Source organism: Nonomuraea sp. KM90 (assembly GCF_052246675.1).
Classification (GTDB): Bacteria; Actinomycetota; Actinomycetes; order Streptosporangiales; family Streptosporangiaceae; genus Nonomuraea.
Map to the genome: position 1 here is coordinate 62,823 of NZ_JBQQCB010000005.1, position 16,848 is coordinate 79,670.

General features: G+C 71.0%; 19 protein-coding genes. 13 read left to right on the forward strand and 6 right to left on the reverse strand.

Features of this window, described 5'->3' with window-relative positions; all coding sequences use genetic code 11:
- The first annotated feature begins 57 nt into the window (after positions 1 to 57).
- The 7 genes from ACTWPW_RS08145 to pgeF all read left to right on the forward strand — a co-directional run bounded on the left by ACTWPW_RS08145 (position 58) and on the right by pgeF (position 6,184).
- A complete protein-coding gene (locus tag ACTWPW_RS08145) occupies positions 58 to 1,260 on the forward strand; it encodes a CaiB/BaiF CoA transferase family protein (protein WP_443168328.1) in 1,203 nt (400 codons plus the stop codon).
- Positions 1,257 to 1,643, forward strand: coding sequence for a thioesterase family protein (locus ACTWPW_RS08150; RefSeq protein ID WP_375115551.1), 387 nt, complete (start codon positions 1,257 to 1,259; stop codon positions 1,641 to 1,643). The genes ACTWPW_RS08145 and ACTWPW_RS08150 overlap by 4 nt, the downstream gene beginning before the upstream one ends.
- The gene (locus ACTWPW_RS08155) at positions 1,640 to 2,617 is read left to right on the forward strand and encodes a tripartite tricarboxylate transporter substrate binding protein (RefSeq protein ID WP_443168329.1); all 978 of its coding nucleotides are present in this window, start codon (positions 1,640 to 1,642) and stop codon (positions 2,615 to 2,617) included. Before ACTWPW_RS08150 ends, ACTWPW_RS08155 begins: the two co-directional genes overlap by 4 nt.
- On the forward strand, positions 2,614 to 3,096 hold the full coding sequence (locus tag ACTWPW_RS08160) for a tripartite tricarboxylate transporter TctB family protein (protein ID WP_443168330.1): 483 nt from the start codon (positions 2,614 to 2,616) through the stop codon (positions 3,094 to 3,096). The genes ACTWPW_RS08155 and ACTWPW_RS08160 overlap by 4 nt, the downstream gene beginning before the upstream one ends.
- Positions 3,096 to 4,595, forward strand: coding sequence for a tripartite tricarboxylate transporter permease (locus tag ACTWPW_RS08165; protein WP_443168331.1), 1,500 nt, complete (start codon positions 3,096 to 3,098; stop codon positions 4,593 to 4,595). The genes ACTWPW_RS08160 and ACTWPW_RS08165 overlap by 1 nt, the downstream gene beginning before the upstream one ends.
- Positions 4,592 to 5,362: an enoyl-CoA hydratase/isomerase family protein gene (locus tag ACTWPW_RS08170; RefSeq protein ID WP_443168332.1), complete on the forward strand. Its 771-nt coding sequence runs from the start codon at positions 4,592 to 4,594 to the stop codon at positions 5,360 to 5,362. The genes ACTWPW_RS08165 and ACTWPW_RS08170 overlap by 4 nt, the downstream gene beginning before the upstream one ends.
- 114 nt (positions 5,363 to 5,476) lie before the next feature.
- Positions 5,477 to 6,184 carry a peptidoglycan editing factor PgeF gene (gene pgeF / locus ACTWPW_RS08175; protein ID WP_443168333.1) on the forward strand — a complete coding sequence of 236 codons (708 nt, stop codon included), beginning with the start codon at positions 5,477 to 5,479 and terminating at the stop codon, positions 6,182 to 6,184.
- On the opposite strand, the gene ACTWPW_RS08180 is transcribed toward pgeF, so the two are convergent.
- From ACTWPW_RS08180 to ACTWPW_RS08190, 3 genes are all read right to left on the reverse strand, one after another.
- Positions 6,181 to 6,447: a hypothetical protein gene (locus ACTWPW_RS08180; protein ID WP_375115545.1), complete on the reverse strand. Its 267-nt coding sequence runs from the start codon at positions 6,445 to 6,447 to the stop codon at positions 6,181 to 6,183. The two genes, pgeF and ACTWPW_RS08180, sit on opposite strands and share 4 nt — an antisense overlap.
- A 101-nt stretch (positions 6,448 to 6,548) precedes the next feature.
- The gene (locus ACTWPW_RS08185; protein WP_364115040.1) at positions 6,549 to 7,709 is read right to left on the reverse strand and encodes an ATP-dependent DNA ligase; all 1,161 of its coding nucleotides are present in this window, start codon (positions 7,707 to 7,709) and stop codon (positions 6,549 to 6,551) included.
- The gene (locus ACTWPW_RS08190) at positions 7,678 to 8,427 is read right to left on the reverse strand and encodes a pyrimidine reductase family protein (protein ID WP_443168334.1); all 750 of its coding nucleotides are present in this window, start codon (positions 8,425 to 8,427) and stop codon (positions 7,678 to 7,680) included. Before ACTWPW_RS08190 ends, ACTWPW_RS08185 begins: the two co-directional genes overlap by 32 nt.
- Positions 8,428 to 8,560: 133 nt before the next feature.
- Between ACTWPW_RS08190 and ACTWPW_RS08195 the strand changes: the two genes are divergently transcribed.
- On the forward strand, positions 8,561 to 8,764 hold the full coding sequence (locus ACTWPW_RS08195; protein WP_443168335.1) for a RidA family protein: 204 nt from the start codon (positions 8,561 to 8,563) through the stop codon (positions 8,762 to 8,764).
- Between the two features lie 167 nt (positions 8,765 to 8,931).
- Positions 8,932 to 9,327 carry a hypothetical protein gene (locus ACTWPW_RS08200; RefSeq protein ID WP_375115544.1) on the forward strand — a complete coding sequence of 132 codons (396 nt, stop codon included), beginning with the start codon at positions 8,932 to 8,934 and terminating at the stop codon, positions 9,325 to 9,327.
- A gap of 85 nt (positions 9,328 to 9,412) precedes the next feature.
- On the opposite strand, the gene glgX is transcribed toward ACTWPW_RS08200, so the two are convergent.
- Positions 9,413 to 11,539, reverse strand: a complete 2,127-nt coding sequence (glgX, locus tag ACTWPW_RS08205; protein ID WP_375115543.1) for a glycogen debranching protein GlgX — start codon at positions 11,537 to 11,539, stop codon at positions 9,413 to 9,415.
- A 196-nt stretch (positions 11,540 to 11,735) separates the two neighbouring features.
- Positions 11,736 to 12,161: an OsmC family protein gene (locus ACTWPW_RS08210; protein ID WP_327590568.1), complete on the reverse strand. Its 426-nt coding sequence runs from the start codon at positions 12,159 to 12,161 to the stop codon at positions 11,736 to 11,738.
- Positions 12,162 to 12,320: 159 nt separating this feature from the next.
- Between ACTWPW_RS08210 and ACTWPW_RS08215 the strand changes: the two genes are divergently transcribed.
- The 4 genes from ACTWPW_RS08215 to ACTWPW_RS08230 all read left to right on the forward strand — a co-directional run bounded on the left by ACTWPW_RS08215 (position 12,321) and on the right by ACTWPW_RS08230 (position 15,330).
- A complete protein-coding gene (locus ACTWPW_RS08215; protein WP_443168336.1) occupies positions 12,321 to 12,872 on the forward strand; it encodes a sigma-70 family RNA polymerase sigma factor in 552 nt (183 codons plus the stop codon).
- Between the two features lie 58 nt (positions 12,873 to 12,930).
- Positions 12,931 to 13,821, forward strand: coding sequence for a maleylpyruvate isomerase family mycothiol-dependent enzyme (locus ACTWPW_RS08220; RefSeq protein ID WP_375115541.1), 891 nt, complete (start codon positions 12,931 to 12,933; stop codon positions 13,819 to 13,821).
- Positions 13,822 to 14,098: 277 nt separating this feature from the next.
- A complete protein-coding gene (locus ACTWPW_RS08225) occupies positions 14,099 to 14,548 on the forward strand; it encodes a hypothetical protein (protein ID WP_443168337.1) in 450 nt (149 codons plus the stop codon).
- Positions 14,549 to 14,754: 206 nt separating this feature from the next.
- On the forward strand, positions 14,755 to 15,330 hold the full coding sequence (locus tag ACTWPW_RS08230; protein ID WP_375115539.1) for an HD domain-containing protein: 576 nt from the start codon (positions 14,755 to 14,757) through the stop codon (positions 15,328 to 15,330).
- 13 nt (positions 15,331 to 15,343) lie between these two features.
- Here ACTWPW_RS08230 and ACTWPW_RS08235 read toward each other — a convergent pair whose 3' ends face one another.
- Positions 15,344 to 16,690 carry an ankyrin repeat domain-containing protein gene (locus ACTWPW_RS08235; RefSeq protein ID WP_375115538.1) on the reverse strand — a complete coding sequence of 449 codons (1,347 nt, stop codon included), beginning with the start codon at positions 16,688 to 16,690 and terminating at the stop codon, positions 15,344 to 15,346.
- Positions 16,691 to 16,848: the final 158 nt, after the last annotated feature.

The following is a 16,848-nucleotide window of genomic DNA, read 5'->3' on the forward strand; positions in this document are numbered from 1 at the left end:
GTAGACAATAGACCAACCCCGGCTGAAGTGAGGTTTTCGTAACATATGACCACTCCATTGTCCGGTGTCCGAGTCGTCGAGGTCGGCGCCTTCATGGCCGCCCCCTTCGCGACGATGCAGCTCGCCGACCTGGGCGCCACCGTCATCAAGGTCGAGAATCCCGCCGGCGGCGACCAGGTGCGCGCGATCGGCCCGTTCACGGCCGGGCACAGCTCCCCGTTCGCCAGGCTCAACCGGAACAAACGATCGGTCGCGCTCGACCTGAAGTCCGAGTCCGGCGCCGCCGCCTTCCGCAGCCTGATCAAGGACGCCGACGTCCTGGTGGAGAACCTGCGCCCCGGCGCCATGCGCAAGCTCGGCCTCGGCTTCGACGACCTCAAGGAGCTCAACCCCGGCCTCGTGTACGTCTCCGCCTCCGGCTGGGGCCAGGACGGCCCCCTCGCGGACCGGCCGGGCCTGGACATCATGGCCCAGGCCCGCGGCGGCCTGATGAGCGTCACCGGCATGCCCGACGGCGACCCGGTCAAGGTCGGCGTGCCCATCGCGGACCTGGTCTGCGGCCTGTACGGAGCCCTCGGCGCCGTCTCCGCCCTGCACGCCCGCACGCTGACCGGCCGGGGCCAGCACGTGGACGTGTCGCTGCTGGAGTCGGCCGTGTCGTTCGCCATCTGGGAGGCGGGCAAGTATTTCGCCACCGGCGAGGTGGGCAGGCCGCTCGGCTCGGCCCACCAGAGCACGGCTCCGTACCAGGCGATCCGTACCTCCGACGGCTGGTGCACGGTCGGCGCCGTCACCCCCAAGACCTGGCACGGCCTGTGCGCCGCGCTCGGCCTGCCCGAGCTGCTCGACGACGAGCGCTACGCCGACGCCCACGACCGGCACGGCCTGCGGGACGAGCTGATCCCCGCCATCGAGCGGGTCACCACCGGGCGCACCACGGCCGACGTCGTTGCCACCCTCGACGCCCACGGGGTGCCCTGTGCCCCCATTTCCGACTACTCCCAGGTGTTCAACGACGACCACCTGAACCAGCGGCGGTTCTTCTGGGATGCCGAGCATCCCGAGATGGGCCCCGTACGCCAGCTCGGTTCGGCCATGCGCTTCTCGGCCACCCCCACCAGGCGCGGCCCCGCCGGGCCGCTGCTCGGCGCGGACACCGTCGAGGTGCTGCGCGAGTGCGGCCTGACCGAGCAGGAGATCGACCGGCTGCTCGCCGAAGGCGCCGCGGCCCAATCCCCCACCCCCTTGGAGAGCTCATGAGCGACCAGCTGACCCCGGGCGTGAGCGGCAGCCTCACCTGGGTCGTGGCGGAGCGCCACTGCACCCGCCGCGGCGACCACGACATCTTCTCCACCCCCGACCTGGTCCACCTGATCGAGGACGCCGCGATCGAGGCGCTGGCCCCCTACCTGGCCGAGGGCCAGGGCAGCGTCGGCAGCAAGGTGGAGATCGCGCACGTGGCGCCCACGCTCAAGGGCGGCACGGTGACCGCGACCGCCACGGTGACCGAGGTGGACCGGCGTCGCGTCGCCTTCGCCGTGGTCGCCGAGGACGGGAACGGGACGGTCGGCGAGGGCACGCACGAGCGCTTCGTCATCGATCTGGACAAGTTCGCCGCCAAGCTCGAGGGGCTGGCGTCATGAGGGCGCTCCCGGCCCTGGGCATGGCCGCAGTCCTGCTGCTCGGGGCGGCGGCCTGCGGCGCGACCGCCGACGCGGGCGGGGGAGGGGGCGGCGCGTGGAAGCCGCGCGGCGACGTGCGCATGATCGTGCCGTTCGCCGCCGGCGGCGGCAGCGACCTGGCCGGCCGCGCCATCGCCACCGCGCTGGAGAAGGCCCAGCCCGGCCTGACCGTCACCGTGGAGAACCGCGACGGCGGCTCCGGCGCGGTCGGCTACTCGACGCTGCTCGGCAAGAAGGGCAACGGCAACTACCTGATCGCCACCGAGAACGCGATCCTGTCCCTGCCGCTCAGCGGCCAGGTGTCGTTCTCCCGCAAGGACTTCACGCCCGTCGCCAAGCTGGCCGAGGACGGCGGCATCCTCGTGGTCAAGCCGGACTCCCCGTACAAGACCTGCACCGACGTGGTGAACGCCGCGAAGTCCGGCCGCGTCAGCGTGGGCATGTCCGGCGCGTTCGGCGTGGACAACGTGATCTTCACCATGATCGAGCAGAAGACCGGCGTGAAGTTCCAGCGGGTGCCGTTCGAGTCGGGCGGCGAGCTGGTGCCGGCGGTGCTCGGCGGCCAGATCCAGGTCGCGCTGCTGAACCCGGGCGAGGTGATCGGCCAGCTCAGGTCCGGCGACCTCAAGGGCCTGTGCGTCACCACCGGCAAGCGCTACACCTACCCGGAGTTCGCCGAGCTGCCCACGGCCGGGGAACAGGGTATCGACGTCTCGTACGTCCAGTTCAGGGGCTTCCTGGCGCCCGGCGGGCTGGACGAGCGCGAGCGGGCGTACTGGGAGGACGCCGCGAAGGGCGTCACCAGGACGGCCGAGTTCCAGAAGTGGCTCAAGGACAACTACCTGCAGCAGGCCGAGCTGTACGGCGACGACTTCGGCAAGTACCTCGAGCAGCTCGACACCGCCCTCGCGCCGGTGCTGAAGAAGCCGTCATGAGGCCGCTGCTGCGCGGCGAGCCCGCCGTCTGGGCGCTGCTGGTCTGCCTGTCCGTCGCCATGGCGGGCGCCTCGTTCGGCTACGGCATCACCAAGGACGGCGGCCAGGTGGGGCCCGGCTTCCTGCCCCTGGTCAGCGGCCTGGCCCTGGCCCTGCTCTCGGCAGCCTGCCTCCTGCAGTCCGTACGCCGCGCCGCCCCGGACGAGGACGTCGACCCCCGGCGCATCAGGACCCTCTGGACCGTCTTCGGCCTGCTGCTGGTCGCGCTGCTGCTGGTGCCGCTGATCGGTTTCCTGGTGGCGTTCGGGCTGCTGGTGTTCGCCGTCTCCGCCTTCGTGGAGCGCCGGCGGATCGTCTCGGCCGCGGTCGTCGCGGTCGCCGCCACCCTGGTGATCTACGCGGTGTTCGTGCTGTTCCTGGCCGTGCCCCTGCCCGGCGGGCTGTTGGGCGGGCTGCTCGGCGTCGGGGGTGACGGCTGATGCTGGACAACCTGGTCATGGGCTTCGGGGCCGCGCTCACGCCCGCGAACCTGCTCTGGTGCTTCGTCGGCGTGCTCGCCGGCACCGTCATCGGCCTGCTGCCAGGCCTCGGCTCGACCACCGGCGTGGCCGTGCTGTTGCCGCTGACGCTCTCGTTCGAGCCGCTGACCGCCCTCATCATGCTGGCCGGCATCTACTACGGCGCCCAGTACGGCGGCACGATCACCTCCGTGCTGATCTCCACGCCGGGCGAGGCGGCCAGCGTCGTCACCGCCATCGACGGATACCAGATGGCCCGCAAGGGCCGGGCCGGGGCGGCGCTGTCGATCGCGGCCATCGGCTCGTTCGCCGCCGCCATCGTCTCGCTGGTGCTGCTGGTGGCCATGGCCCCGCCGTTCGCCAAGCTGGCGATCGGCTTCGGGCCGCCCGAGAACCTGGCCGTCATGGTGCTCGGCCTCACCACCATCGTCAGCTTCTCCACCGGGGCGAAGCTGCGCGGCCTGGCCATGGCGGTGCTGGGCATCCTGCTGGCCACCGTCGGCGTGGACGCGGCCACCGGCCTGCCCCGCTACACCTTCGGCGACGTGGACCTGCTGTCCGGGCTGCCGTTCGTCCAGGTGATGATCGGGCTGTTCGCGGTGGGGGAGGTGCTCTACCAGATCCGGCAGGGCGCGGCCCAGCCGATCCGGGCCCGCTTCAAGGACCTGGTGATCACCAGGGAGGAGCTGACCCGCTCCAAGGGGGCGATCGCCCGGGGCAGCGTGATCGGCTACCTGCTCGGCTGCCTGCCGGGGGCCGGCTCCACGCTGGCGTCCTTCCTGGCGTACGGGGTGGAGAAGCGGGTCTCGCGCAACAAGCACGAGTTCGGCCACGGTGCCATCGAGGGCGTCGCCTCGCCGGAGAGCGCCAACAACGCCGCCGCCAACGCGAACTTCGTGCCCACCCTGGCCCTGGGCATCCCCGGCGGCGCCACCACGGCCGTGCTGCTGGGGGCGTTCATGATGTACGGCATCCAGCCGGGGCCGCTGCTCTTCGAGGAGCAGCCGGAACTGGTGTGGGGGCTGCTGGCCTCGTTCTTCATCGGCAACGTCCTGCTGCTGGTGCTGAACCTGCCGCTGGCGCCGCTGTTCGCGCAGCTGCTGCGGATCCCGTACGGGTACATGTATCCGCTGATCCTGGTCACCAGCTTCGTGGGGGCGTACTCGATCGACAACAACATGTTCAGCGTGTGGATCGTCTTCGTTTTCGGCCTGGTCGGATATTTCATGAAGAAGTTCGACCTGCCGATGGCGCCGCTGGTGCTCGGGCTCGTGATCGGGGCGCTGTTCGAGAAGGCGCTCGTGCAGACGTCCGCCATGGGTGACGGCGACCTGACGATCATCTTCACCCGGCCGATCGCGCTGGTGGTGTTCCTGCTGGCGGCGCTGCTGCTGGCCGGGCCGTCGCTGCTCAAGCTCGGGCCCAAGAGGGAGCCGAAGAGAGAGAAGGAGAAGGTGTGAGCGAGCTACTCGTCACCGCCGACGGGCCCGTGCTGCGGGTGGTCTTCAACCGGCCCGCCCAGCACAACGCGCTGACCTGGGCCATGTGGGACGGCCTGTACGACGCCTGCGAGCGCGCCGACACCGACCCGGAGATCAAGCTCCTGGCGCTCTCGGGGGCCGGCGGCCGGGCGTTCGTGGCCGGGACCGACATCTCCCAGTTCGGCGAGTTCACCGGCGGCGAGGACGGCATCGCCTACGAGCGCAAGGTCCAGCGCATCATCGACCGCCTCGAACGCGTCAGGGTGCCCGCCCTGGCCGTCGTCGAGGGTTACTGCGTGGGCGGGGGGCTGGTCGTGGCCGCCGCCTGCGACCTGCGCCTGGCCGTACCGGGAGCGAGGTTCGGCGCGCCGATCGCCAGGACGCTCGGCAACTGCCTGTCCATGAACACCTACTCCCTCCTCGTCCACCACCTCGGCCCCGCCAGGACTCTCGACATGCTGCTGCGGGCCCGCATGTTCACCGCCGAGGAGGCGCACGCGGCCGGGTTCGTGGCCGAGCTGTGCGAGCCGGACGACCTGGCCGCCCGCCGGGCCGAGATGGAGGAGCGGCTGCTGTCGCACGCGCCGCTGTCGATGTGGGCGGCCAAGGAGGCAGTCAGGCGGCTGCGCGTGGCGAACCTGCCGGACGGCGACGACATCGTGGCGACGGTCTTCGGCAGCGACGACTTCCACGCCGCCGTCCCCGCCTTCCTGGCCAAGGAGCAGGTCACCTGGCAGGGCCACTGAATCGGGCAGGTCGCCGGTCAGCGGCCCCCCGGGCCGCTGACCGGCTCCCATCCCTGCGCTCCCGGGCCGGGGCGCACCCTCCACCCGGCCCGGGCTCGCCCTAAGATCGGAGGCATGCAGCTCGCCCCCGGTGTCCACGTGGCCGTCACCGATCGGAACGGAGGGGTCAGCGCGGGCCCCTACGCCTCGCGCAACCTCGGCGGCATGGTCGGCGACGACCCCGCGGCGGTGCGGGCCAACCGCGCGGGCGTGGCGGCCGAGCTGGGCGTGCGGGCCGTGGTGTTCATGCGCCAGGTCCACAGCGCCGACGTCGCCTACGTGAGCGAGCCGTTCGGCGACGACCCGCCCATGCTCGACGGCTTGTTCACCACCGAGCCGCGCCTGGCGCTGGCGTCGCTGGGCGCCGACTGCCCGGCCGTGCTGGTGGCCGACCCGGTGGCCCGGATGGTCGGCGCCGCCCACTCCGGCCGCCCCGGCACCGAGGCCGGCATCGCCACCGCCCTGGTGGAGGCCATGGCGGCCAAGGGCGCGGAGCCCGGCAGGATGGTCGCGCTGATCGGGCCGGGCGCGTGCGGCCGCTGCTACGAGGTGCCCGCGGAGCTGCGCGGGCAGGTGGCCGCGAAGGTGCCGGAGACCTGGTCCACGACGTCGTGGGAGACCCCGGCGCTCGACCTGCGCGCCGGGATCGAGGCCCAGCTCAGGGCGGCGGGGCTGACCGACGTGCGCCACGACGCGCGCTGCACGATCGAGTCGGCCGAGCTCTATTCCCACCGCCGCGAGCAGCCCGGCGGCCGGTTCGCCGGGCTCATCTGGCTGGACTAACCCTTCCGGGAGCCGTTGAAGATCGCGTTCACGATGATGATCCCCGCCCAGACCGGGATCAGCCCGGCCATGCGATCTTCACCGAGCAGGACGAAGAGCACGGTGGCGACCGTCCCCAGGGCCACCGAGACGATGGCCAGCGCCAGCCGCTGCGCCTCGGCCGTGCCGCTCCGGGCCACCTGAGCCTTCGGAGCGGCCTCGGCCAGCCGCTCGTCCACCCGCCGGTCGATCTCCTTGCCCATCTTGTCGAGGAACGATTCCACGACGGCATCCTCGAAATCGGGCCCGAGATCGCGACGTGCGGACACGGCGGCCCGTAACTCATCCCCTGTAGTCATGTGTCGAGATATAACGGGTTTGAGGGCTAGCGGGCAAGGATGTCATCAAGGTTGTAACTAACCGGACGTTCCAACTGCTCATAAGTACACGATTCGGGCGTGCGGTCGGGCCGCCACCGCCGGAACTGCGCGGTGTGCCGGAACCGGTCGCCCTCCATCTGGTCGTAGGCCACCTCGATCACCAGCTCGGGCCGGAGCGGGATGAACGAAAGGTCCTTCTTGGCGTTCCACCGCGACACCGCTCCGGGCACCCGCTGCCCGCCCGTCGCCGGCCCGGCGGCCGGTTGGCCGATGTTGGCCGCCGCCTGCTCGGCCCAGTGACCCCACGGGTGCTCGCTCAGCTCCGCGAGGTACGGCCGGATCTCCTCGACCAGCTCGGCCCTGCGCTTCATCGGGAACGAGGCCGCCACGCCCACGTGGTGCAGCCGCCCGTCGTCGCCGTAGAGGCCGAGCAGCAGCGAGCCCACGATCGGCCCCGTCTTGTGCTCGCGGTAGCCGCAGATCACCACGTCGGCGGTGCGCTCGTGCTTGACCTTGAACATCGTGCGCTTGTCGGGCACGTAGGGCTGGTCGCCCGGCTTGACGATGATGCCGTCGAGCCCGGCCCCCTCGAACATCTCGAACCACTCGCCGGCCTGCTCCTCGCTGGTCGTGACCGGCGTCAGCCGGATCGACCCGCCCTTCTCCGGGAAGAGCCGCTCCAGCCGCGCCCGCCGCTCCGCGAAGGGCGCCTCCATCAGCGACTCGTCGCCCACCGCCAGCAGGTCGAACGCGACGAACTGGGCCGGCGTGCGCTCCGACAACATCGTCACCCGCGACTTGGCCGGATGGATGCGCTGCTGCAACGCGTCGAAGTCGAGCTGCGTGCCCATCGGCAGCACGATCTCGCCGTCCACCACGACCTTGTCGGGCAGCTCGGCCCTGACCGCCTCGACCAGCTCGGGGAAGTAGCGCGTGAACGGCCGCTCGTTGCGGCTGCCCAGATAGACCTCGTCGCCGTCGCGGAACACGATGCAGCGGAAGCCGTCCCACTTCGGCTCGTAGAACAGCGTGCCGTCCTGCTTCGGCATGGCCTTGACCGGCTTGGCCAGCATCGGCGGCACCGGAGGGCGCACCGGCAGGTTGGGCACCGGCTGCGGCTCTTCTTCGGCGACCTCAGGAGGCGGCGTCGTCGTCGGATCCGTCATCGCTCTGCTCCCTCGTGTATTTGCAGAAGAGGACACTCTCCTCTTCCAGGACCTGGGTGAGGTCCAGTGCGACCTGCGCGGGCTCGCCGTTCTGGATGCGCGCCGCGCCGCCGCCGACCAGCATCGGGCTGATCGACAGGCACAGCTCGTCGACCAGGTCGCAGGCCGAGAGCTGGGCGTTGACCCGGGGGCCGCCCTCGCACAGGACCCTGGTCAGGCCCCGGTCGTGCAGCTCCGCCACGGCCCGCCGCAGGTCCACGCCCTCGTCGCCGGCCACGATCAGGTCGGCCCGCCTGGCCGCCTCCTTGCGCCGCTCGTGGGGCGCGGCCTCGCAGGTGATCACGATCGTCCTGCTGGGTGCGTCGGTGAACAGCTCGCCGTCGAGGTCGAGGGCGAGGCTGCGGGTGATGACGGCGATGGGCGGCACCTCGGGGCGGCCCTCGCGGATCTCCGCCCACGCCTCGCGCGGCGGGACCGGGCCGTACCCCTCCTTGCGCACGGTCGCTGCGCCGGCGACGACCACGTCGGCCAGCCCGCGCAGGGTCTGGAAGATCCGCTTGTCACCCTTGCTCGACAGCCCGCCCGAGCGGCCCTTCAGCCAGGCCGCGCCGTCGGCGCTGGCGACCATGTTGAGCCGCAGCCACGGCCGGGCCTCGGGGTAGGCGTACGCCTGAACGATGTCCGGGTTGTCCTGTATGTCGGGATAGATGCGCCGCACCCCTCTACCTTGGCACACGCCGCCGACATTCGTTCCCCAGGGGTTTTGGGCGCCCGTAAGGCCTCGAAGCGGCGGCGGGCGGACTCGATGTCACCGAGGTACCGGCTGGGACGCCGGGGGCGTCACGATCGGCGTGGGCGACCTCGCCGCGCAGGTCGAGCAGTGCTACCTCAACATCGGCACCGCCCTGGCCGGGGCCGGCGGCTCCTTCGGCGACGTGGCGAAGCTGACCGTCTACGTCGTCGACTGGACGCCGGACAAGATGCCCCAGCTCCTGGCGGGGATCTCGCGGGCGGCCGAGAGGCTGGGGTCACCCCGGTCCCGCCGGCCACGCTGATCGGGGTCGCGGCGCTGGACGTACCCGAGCACCTGGTCGAGATCGAGGCCACCGCGGTCATCGACTGAGCACATGCCCAATAAGTCATCCGCTTTTGTGCATCAGCGGATTTCTCGCCATATATCTGCTTAACGTGACGACAGGGATGGGACTGACAGGGAGGCGCGATGGGCCTGGCCACCGCCGTGGCGTGGACGATCGCCGCGCTCGCCGGGGTGTACCTGCTCTGCCTCTGGCTGGCGGGCGGGGGTCTGCGCCGCGCCAAGGTCACCCGCTTCCCGGTGGCGGTGGTCTTCTCCCACCCGGCGCTCGCGGTGTCGTCACTGGTCTGCTGGGCGGCCGGGCTGGCCACGGGCAGCCGGGCGCTGGTGTGGGCGGCGTTCGCGGGGCTGGCGGGGGCGGTGCTGCTGGGGTTCGCGATGTTCACCCGCTGGCTCGGGTCGGGCCGGCACGGCACGCCCGCGCGCCGGTTCCCGGTGCTCGCGGTGGCGCTGCACGGGCTGGCCGGGGTGACGGCGTTCACGCTGGTCTTCCTCACGGCCAGCGCGGCCCACGTCTTCTGACTCCCGCGGCCGGCGCGGCCCACGCCTCCTGGCCGTCTCAGGGCCGGCGCGGCCCACGCCGTCTATTCGCCCCACGGTCAGGAGCTCAGGACTTGGCCTTCCGGGGCTGCCGCAGCACCTGCAGCGAGCGCGCCGTGACGGCGACCAGGTCGCCCGCCAGCCACCGCTCGTCGCCGAACGCGTCCTCCACCGAGTCGTGGTTGGTGTCGAGCACCGGGTGCCACCCCGTGCCGAACTCCTCGCCCGGCAGCGTGAACGTCATGTTCTCGTGGTGGGCGTTGATCAGCAGCAGGAAGGAGTCGTCCACGATCCGCTCGCCGCGAGGCCCCGGCTCGGTGATCGCCTCGCCGTTCAGGTAGACCATCAGCGACTTGGCGTAGCTGATGTGCCAGTCGCCCGCCGTCATCTCCTGGCCGCCGGGGGTGAGCCAGACCAGGTCGCGCTTGCCGTTGTCGGGGTGGCGGCCGTGGAAGAAGCGGCGGCGCTGGAAGACCGGGTGCTCGCGGCGCAGCTTCGACAGCGCGCGGACGAACCCCAGCAGGTCGGGCTCGGTGTGCAGCAGCGACCAGTCCACCCAGGCCAGCTCGTTGTCCTGGCAGTAGGCGTTGTTGTTGCCGCGCTGGGTGCGGCCGATCTCGTCGCCGTGGGAGAGCATGGGCACGCCCTGCGACAGGAACAGGGTGGCCAGGAAGTTGCGGCGCTGGCGGCGGCGGAGCGTGACGATCTGCGGGTCCTCGACCGGGCCCTCCGCGCCGCAGTTCCACGAGCGGTTGTCGTTGGTGCCGTCGCGGTTGTCCTCGCCGTTGTCCTCGTTGTGCTTGTGGTCGTACGAGACCAGGTCGGTCAGCGTGAACCCGTCGTGGCAGGTGACGAAGTTGATCGAGGCGACCGGGCGGCGGCCGGAAGACTCGTAGAGGTCGGCGGAGCCGGTCAGGCGGGAGGCGAACTCGGGCAGGGCGGAGTGGGTGCCCCTCCAGAAATCTCGCACGATGTCCCGATATTTGCCGTTCCACTCCGTCCACAAAGGCGGGAAATTCCCGACCTGGTATCCGCCGGGCCCGACGTCCCACGGCTCGGCGATGAGCTTGACCTGCGAGATCACCGGATCCTGCTGGATCAGGTCGAAGAACGCGCTCAGCCGGTCGACGTCGTGCAGCTCCCTGGCCAGCGCCGAGGCCAGGTCGAACCGGAACCCGTCGACGTGCATCTCCAGCACCCAGTAGCGCAGCGAGTCCATGATCAGCTGCAGGGCGTGCGGCGAGCGCACGTTGAGCGAGTTGCCGCACCCGGTGTAGTCGAGGTAGTAGCGCCGGTCGCCGTCGTGCAGCCGGTAGTAGGCGCTGTTGTCGATCCCCCTGAACCCCAGCGTGGGACCCATGTGGTCGCCCTCGGCCGTGTGGTTGTAGACCACGTCGAGGATGACCTCGATGCCCGCCTCGTGCAGCGCCCGCACCATGGCCTTGAACTCCAGCACCTGCTGCCCCCGCGTCCCGGCGCTGGAGTAGCCGCCGTGGGGCGCCAGGTAGGCCATGGTGTTGTAGCCCCAGTAGTTCGTCAGCCCCCGGGCCACCAGGAAGTGCTCGGGCACGTAGTGGTGCACCGGCATCAGCTCGACCGCCGTCACCCCGATCGACAGCAGGTGCTCGATGATCGCCGGATGGCCCACGGCGGCGTAGGTGCCGCGCAGGTCGGGCGGCACGTCGGGGTGCCGCATGGTGAGCCCGCGCACGTGCGCCTCGTAGATCACCGTCTCGTGGTACGGGATGCGCGGCGGCCGGTCGTTGCCCCACTCGAAGAACGGGTTGACCACCACGTTCTTCGGCATGTACGGCGCGCTGTCCTCGGTGTTGCGCCGGGTGGGATCGGTGAAGTAGTAGGGGAACAGCGCCTGGTTCCACGTCAGGTCGCCGTCGATGGCCTTGGCGTAGGGGTCGAGCAGCAGCTTGGCCGGGTTGCACCGGTGGCCCTGGGACGGCTCGTAGGGCCCGTGCACGCGATAGCCGTAACGCTGCCCCGGCTGGATCCCCGGAAGATAGCCATGCCAGACGAACCCGTCGACCTCGGGGAGATCGACCCGCTCCTCGGAGCCGTCGTCGTGAAAAAGGCACAGCTCGATTCGGTCGGCGACCTCGGAGAACACCGAAAAGCTGGTGCCAACGCCATCCCAGGTGCCGCCGAGTGGATAGGGCTCGCCCGGCCAGACCTCACGCATGTGGCCCAATTGTCGCACGCGAACGCGCTCTTGGTCTCTCAATAGCCTGATCGCTCTCCGTACGGGGGCGCCCACGTGCGCGAACACACGCCGGGCACGCGGCGCCCCACGCCGCTGACGGCCCCGTACGAGGCGTCACATGACTGGGCGGGAGGGCGCCACGCCCCCGGACGGGGCTCCGGAAATCGGAGAGAGCCTAGAGGAGCTCGGCCTTGAGCGAGATCGTGGTGCCGGTCAGGGCCTTGCTCACCGGGCAGTTGGCCTTGGCCGTCTCCGCGGCCTCCTGGAACTGCTCGGCCGTGATGCCCGGGACGTGGCCCTTCACCGTGAGCACGATGCCCGTGATGCCCTCACCCGGCTGGAACGTCACATCTGCGCTGGTCTGCAGCGACTCCGGCGGCGTGCCGGCGCCGGCCAGGCCGTGGGAGAGCGCCATCGAGAAGCAGGACGAGTGGGCGGCGGCGATGAGCTCCTCAGGGGAGGTCTTGCCGTTGGCCGCCTCGGCCCTCGACGGCCAGGAAACCTCGAATGTGCCGACGCCCGAGGTGTCGAGCGATACGGTGCCGGAACCGTCGAGCAGGGCGCCCTTCCACTGAGTGGTGGCGGTGCGAGTGGTGGCCATGACGTGTGCTCCCTCCGTGGTTATCGTTACGACCTTATCGCGGCCCCAAAGAGTCTTGCCTGCGGGTCATCCGGCTCTACATTTGGTGCGAATAGTGACATGCTCGGGTCGCGGCGCACCCTGCCGCCTTGGTCCGGATTAAACGGGAGCGTGGTGCCAGTGGAGGCACCGTACGACGACCGCCTGCTGCACCAGCGGGTGGTCGGCGGCGATGAGTCCGCGCTGGGGGAGGTCTACGATCGGCTCTCCTCGCTGATCTTCGGTCTCTCCCTGCGGGTCACCAGGGACCGGGTGATCGCCGAGGACATCACTCAGGAGGTGTTCCTCATCTTCTGGGAACGGCCGCTGGCCTACGATCCGGAGCGCGGCACGCTGCGCGCCTGGCTGGCCACGATCGCGCACCGCCGCGCGGTCGACCACGTGCGGGCCGAGGAGCGCAGGCGGGTGTCGGCGCTGGGGCCCAGGCTGTTCGAGCGCGAGCCCGTGAGGCTGGAGGACACCGTGCTCGCCGCCGACGAGGCCGCGCGGGTGCGGCAGGCGGTGACGTCGTTACCCGACGGCTTGCGGCAGGCGGTGGAGCTGGCCTATTTCGGTGGCAGGACCTACCGGCAGGTCGGCGAGGAACTCGGCGTGCCCGAGGGCACGGCCAAATCGCGCATCCGGCTGGCGTTACGGCGCCTCGCGGACGCGCTGGCGGAGGAAGAAGTGTGATGGACGCCGGGCTGCCGCACGCTGGTCGGGCGGACGTACATGCGCAGGAAGAGGTGTGATGGACCCCGTCGAGCGTCTCTACCTGGACGCGATGATGGAGGACCCGGCGGTGCCGGCCCGCTCGTTGCGGCCCCAGCTCCTGGCCGGGGCCCGGGCGAGGCGCAGGCCGGCGGCCCCGACCGCCGCCTGGGTGGAGCCGTACGCCGGCCGCGTGGCCGCCATGGACGCGCTGCTGGCCTCGGCGGTGGACGACGACTGGTCGCGCGTCATCGTCGAGGGCTGGACGCTCCAGGAGCTCGTGGCCCACCTGGCCGCCAAGGACGGCCTGCTGGCCGCCTCCGTCGGCGCCCCCGTGCTGGGCCCCCCGATCGGGGCGGTCGACTCGATGGGCCGGACGAACGACGTGCAGGCGTACGAGCGGGCCCGCAGCCCCGAGCAGACCAGAAGGGACTGGCGGGCCCAGGCGGACGCGCTCTGCCGCCACCTGGCCGGGCTGCCGCCCACGACCATGGCCACGCTGGACGGCCTGGAGACGGTGGTCAGCGACCACATCCTGGCCAGGGGCCTGGAGACCTGGGTGCACACGAACGACGCCGCCGAGACGGCGCGGGTCCGCCTCCCGAACCCCGTCCCCCAGCACATCCACCCCACGGCCGACCTGTGCGCCCGCCTGCTGCCCTGGACGATGCTGTTCTCCGGCCTGGACGGCGCCGGCCGCACGCTGCGGCTCACGCTGACGGGCGAGGGCGGCGGCGAGTGGCGGGTCCCGCTGGGCGTGGAGGACACCGAGCCGGGCGAGCCGGATGCCGGCATCACGGCGGACGTGGTGGAATTCTGCTTCCTGCTCGGCGGCAGGGGAGACCCCACGGAATTCCCCGCCGACCTGGCGGGCGACCTGTCGCTGGCCCGGGACGTCCTGACCGCGGCCCCCGCGTTTTCAGGCCCATAACCCCGACAAAAGGGACGAATTTCGCGCGGCCATTTGCCTATATACGGCGAATGGCCGCCTTCGTTGCATCAACGCCACCTCAGGCTTAAACGATTTGACGGGTTGTTTGGGTTCGTGGAGGTAAAGGGGATTCTGTGCTGGGGTACGTCTGCCTATGTCCGGGTGCTCCAAGAAATGAAGCATCGGACTCCGGGTCGATCTACCCAGGACGGAAATAATGCACGTTAAGCCGAATAACCAACAAGCGCGAACGTCGCGCCACAGGCGTATCGCGACGATGGCCCTGGCGGGCGCCGCCGCCGGCCTCATGTTCCTTCCCGTAGGCCAGGGTGTCGCCGGCGCGAGTGCGGGCGTGGCCGGCCTCCAGGCCGGCGTCGGGTACGTCTCGGGTGAGAAGCCGACGCTCGGCTGCGGGCACCGGGGCTGCGGCCGCAACTGGTGGGGCCGGCACTGGTGCGGCGGCTGGTGCCACGGCGGCCATCACCGCCGCCACCACCACCACGAGTTCGACCACCACCACCACGAGTCCAACCGCCACCACCACGACCGCGACCACGAGGACCGGCGCGTGGCGCCCGCCCCCGAGCGCGAGGAACCCGTCGAGCCGCCGGTGAAGGAGAAGCCGGAAAGGCCGGAAAAGCAGGACAAGTGGGATATCGACGAGAGCAAATGGCCGGCTTTCGATGAGTTGCCGTCTTTCGGGGACTGGGCCGGGGAAGAGCGGTAACCCGGAACCGGGCGCCGATCACTTCCGCGTCTCCAGAACAGCGGCCGTCTCCGGAACGGCCGGAGTCTCCGGAACGGCGGGAGACGAATGCCGTGGCCACCTCGACCGGCCACGGCATTCGCCGCCCCGGGCCGGGGAAGGACGCCGGTGCCGCGCCGGTACCGGGGTCGTCGTTTAGGCTCTGCGCATGACGAGAGGGGGTCCCCGTGGCGGATGACGTAACGGGTCTCGCGGGGTTGCTGTACGAGTTCGGGCTGCTCAAGCGCTACAAGCGGACCGGTTGGCTGGTCGCGGGGGTGCGCGATCCCGAGAGCATCGCCGAGCATTCGTTCCGGGCGGCGGTCATCGCCGCCGTGATCGCCAGGCTGGAGGGCGCCGACCCCGAGCGGGCCGCGTTCATGAGCCTGTTCCACGACACGCAGGAAACCCGCATCACCGACATCCCGTACATCGGCAAGCGCTACCTCAAGGCGGCCTCCAACGAGGACGTCACCGCCGACCAGGTGCGGGGCCTGCCGGCGGAGGTGGCCGGGATGGTGAGCGGCGCGGTGGGCGAATACGAGGAGAAGGCGACCCTCGAAGCCGTCTGCGCGCGTGACGCCGACAAGCTGGAGTGCCTCATCCAGGCCGTGGAATATCGCGAGCAGGGGCAGCACAACGTCCAGGGCTGGATCGACAGCTCCCTCGCCGCGATCACCACCCCGACCGGCAAGCGCCTGGCCGAGGAGGCCTTGAGCACGGGGACCCTGGACTGGGTGACCCGCGTGCTCAACGGCGACTGAGCCTTCCGCCGGATCAGCTGTCGGAGGGCTCGCTGACGAGGTCCCTGGCGTACTCGTCGTCGCTCTCCGCCAGCACCCGCCGGCGCCCCTCGTCGGCCCGCTCGTCCCCGCGCAGCGCCAGCCCGCGCGTGGCCTCGGCCACCGTGCGCAGGTCGGAGTCGGACAGCCGGGCCGCCAGGGCCTCCCTGATGCGGGGCGTGTCGGCGGCCAGCCCGGCGAGCCCGGAGGTGGCCCAGTCGCGGATCTCCGAGTCCTCCTCCTCGGTCATCGCGATGAGGAGGGCCAGCCCCTCCTCGTGGTCCGGCGGCAGCACGTCGGCCAGCGCGATCGGGTCCGTCATCGTGCGCTTGTGCCCGGGGCGGCTGATGACGTCCAGCACGTACGGCAGCGCCCGCGGGTCGCCCTGATGGCCGAGCCCCGCCAGGACCGAGCGCAGCACCTGCGGGTTGCTCTCCGTGGTGACCATCTTCTGCAGGAGCGGCAGCGTCCTTTCGAGGTACGGCTTCTCCCCCTCGGCGAACCCGAACTGGGCGATCGCGTCCACGCCGAACTCCCGCTCCCTGGCGTCCTCGCTCACGCACAGCCTGGCCAGCGCCTCGTACGTCTCCTCGTCGGCCCGCCTGCCCAGCGTGTCGGCCACGATCCACCAGGTCTCGGCGTCCTCGTCGATGTCGCGGTGCGCCAGCGCCCGCCCCACGAGCCGGTCCACCGGCGTGTGGATGCCCGCCGCGTCCTCCAGCAGGGTCGCGACGGCGGCGTGGCCGCGCTGCGCCTGCACCTGCTCGCTCTCGGAGCCGTCGGCCGAGCGCCCGGCCACGGTGACGAGTTCGGTGCCGTCCTTGGCGTACTGGCGGGCCACGACGTATTCCCAGCCGTCCTGCTCGATCTGGTCGAGCAGCGCGGTCTCCAGGTGCACGCCCACCCAGTCGACGGCGATGTCGAGCGGCGAGTCGCCGTCGCCGTCGTACTTCTGGTGGTCGGCCCCCGCCTCCAGCAGCGTCTGGACCATGCCCAGCGCGCCGCGCCTGGCGGCCAGCGAGAGCGGGGTGTCGCCGTCGTCGTTGGTCGCGTCGACCTCGGCGCCCGCCTCGATCAGCACCCGGGCCACGGCGGCGTGGCCGTTGGCGGCGGCCCAGAGCAGCGCCGTCCAGCCGCCGGCCTCCCTGCCGTTGACGTCGGCGCCGGCCGCCAGCAGGGCCTCGGCCACCTCCGTGCGGTCCCAGGCGGCCGCCGCGCACAGCGGCAGCCCCTCTTCCTCGCCCTTGCTCGGCTTGTTGGGGTCGGCGCCACTGGCGAGCAGCTTGCCCACGGTCTCGGACTCACCGTTCAACGCCGCGCGGTAGAGCTGTTCCTCATGCATGACAGGGACCCTAGCCTGGTCCGGCCGCGCCCCGGACCAAGCCAGGGCCCCGTGTCATGGCGTTGTACGCGCCCCGCCCCCGTACGGGTTCAAAGCCCATGCCCAACGTGCATGTTTCGATGGATCACGCGTTTCCTACCAAAGGAGGAGCTTCACGG

Excerpts from the sequence above, each read along its gene's own strand:
- ACTWPW_RS08150 (WP_375115551.1), top strand. The coding sequence starts at position 1,257 with ATGAGCGACCAGCTGACCCCGGGCGTGAGCGGCAGCCTCACCTGGGTC.
- ACTWPW_RS08155 (WP_443168329.1), top strand. The coding sequence starts at position 1,640 with ATGAGGGCGCTCCCGGCCCTGGGCATGGCCGCAGTCCTGCTGCTCGGG.
- ACTWPW_RS08160 (WP_443168330.1), top strand. The coding sequence starts at position 2,614 with ATGAGGCCGCTGCTGCGCGGCGAGCCCGCCGTCTGGGCGCTGCTGGTC.
- ACTWPW_RS08165 (WP_443168331.1), top strand. The coding sequence starts at position 3,096 with ATGCTGGACAACCTGGTCATGGGCTTCGGGGCCGCGCTCACGCCCGCG.
- pgeF (WP_443168333.1), top strand. The coding sequence starts at position 5,477 with ATGCAGCTCGCCCCCGGTGTCCACGTGGCCGTCACCGATCGGAACGGA.
- ACTWPW_RS08185 (WP_364115040.1), bottom strand. The coding sequence starts at position 7,709 with ATGACGGATCCGACGACGACGCCGCCTCCTGAGGTCGCCGAAGAAGAG.
- ACTWPW_RS08200 (WP_375115544.1), top strand. The coding sequence starts at position 8,932 with ATGGGCCTGGCCACCGCCGTGGCGTGGACGATCGCCGCGCTCGCCGGG.
- glgX (WP_375115543.1), bottom strand. The coding sequence starts at position 11,539 with ATGCGTGAGGTCTGGCCGGGCGAGCCCTATCCACTCGGCGGCACCTGG.
- ACTWPW_RS08210 (WP_327590568.1), bottom strand. The coding sequence starts at position 12,161 with ATGGCCACCACTCGCACCGCCACCACTCAGTGGAAGGGCGCCCTGCTC.
- ACTWPW_RS08220 (WP_375115541.1), top strand. The coding sequence starts at position 12,931 with ATGGACCCCGTCGAGCGTCTCTACCTGGACGCGATGATGGAGGACCCG.
- ACTWPW_RS08225 (WP_443168337.1), top strand. The coding sequence starts at position 14,099 with ATGGCCCTGGCGGGCGCCGCCGCCGGCCTCATGTTCCTTCCCGTAGGC.
- ACTWPW_RS08235 (WP_375115538.1), bottom strand. The coding sequence starts at position 16,690 with ATGCATGAGGAACAGCTCTACCGCGCGGCGTTGAACGGTGAGTCCGAG.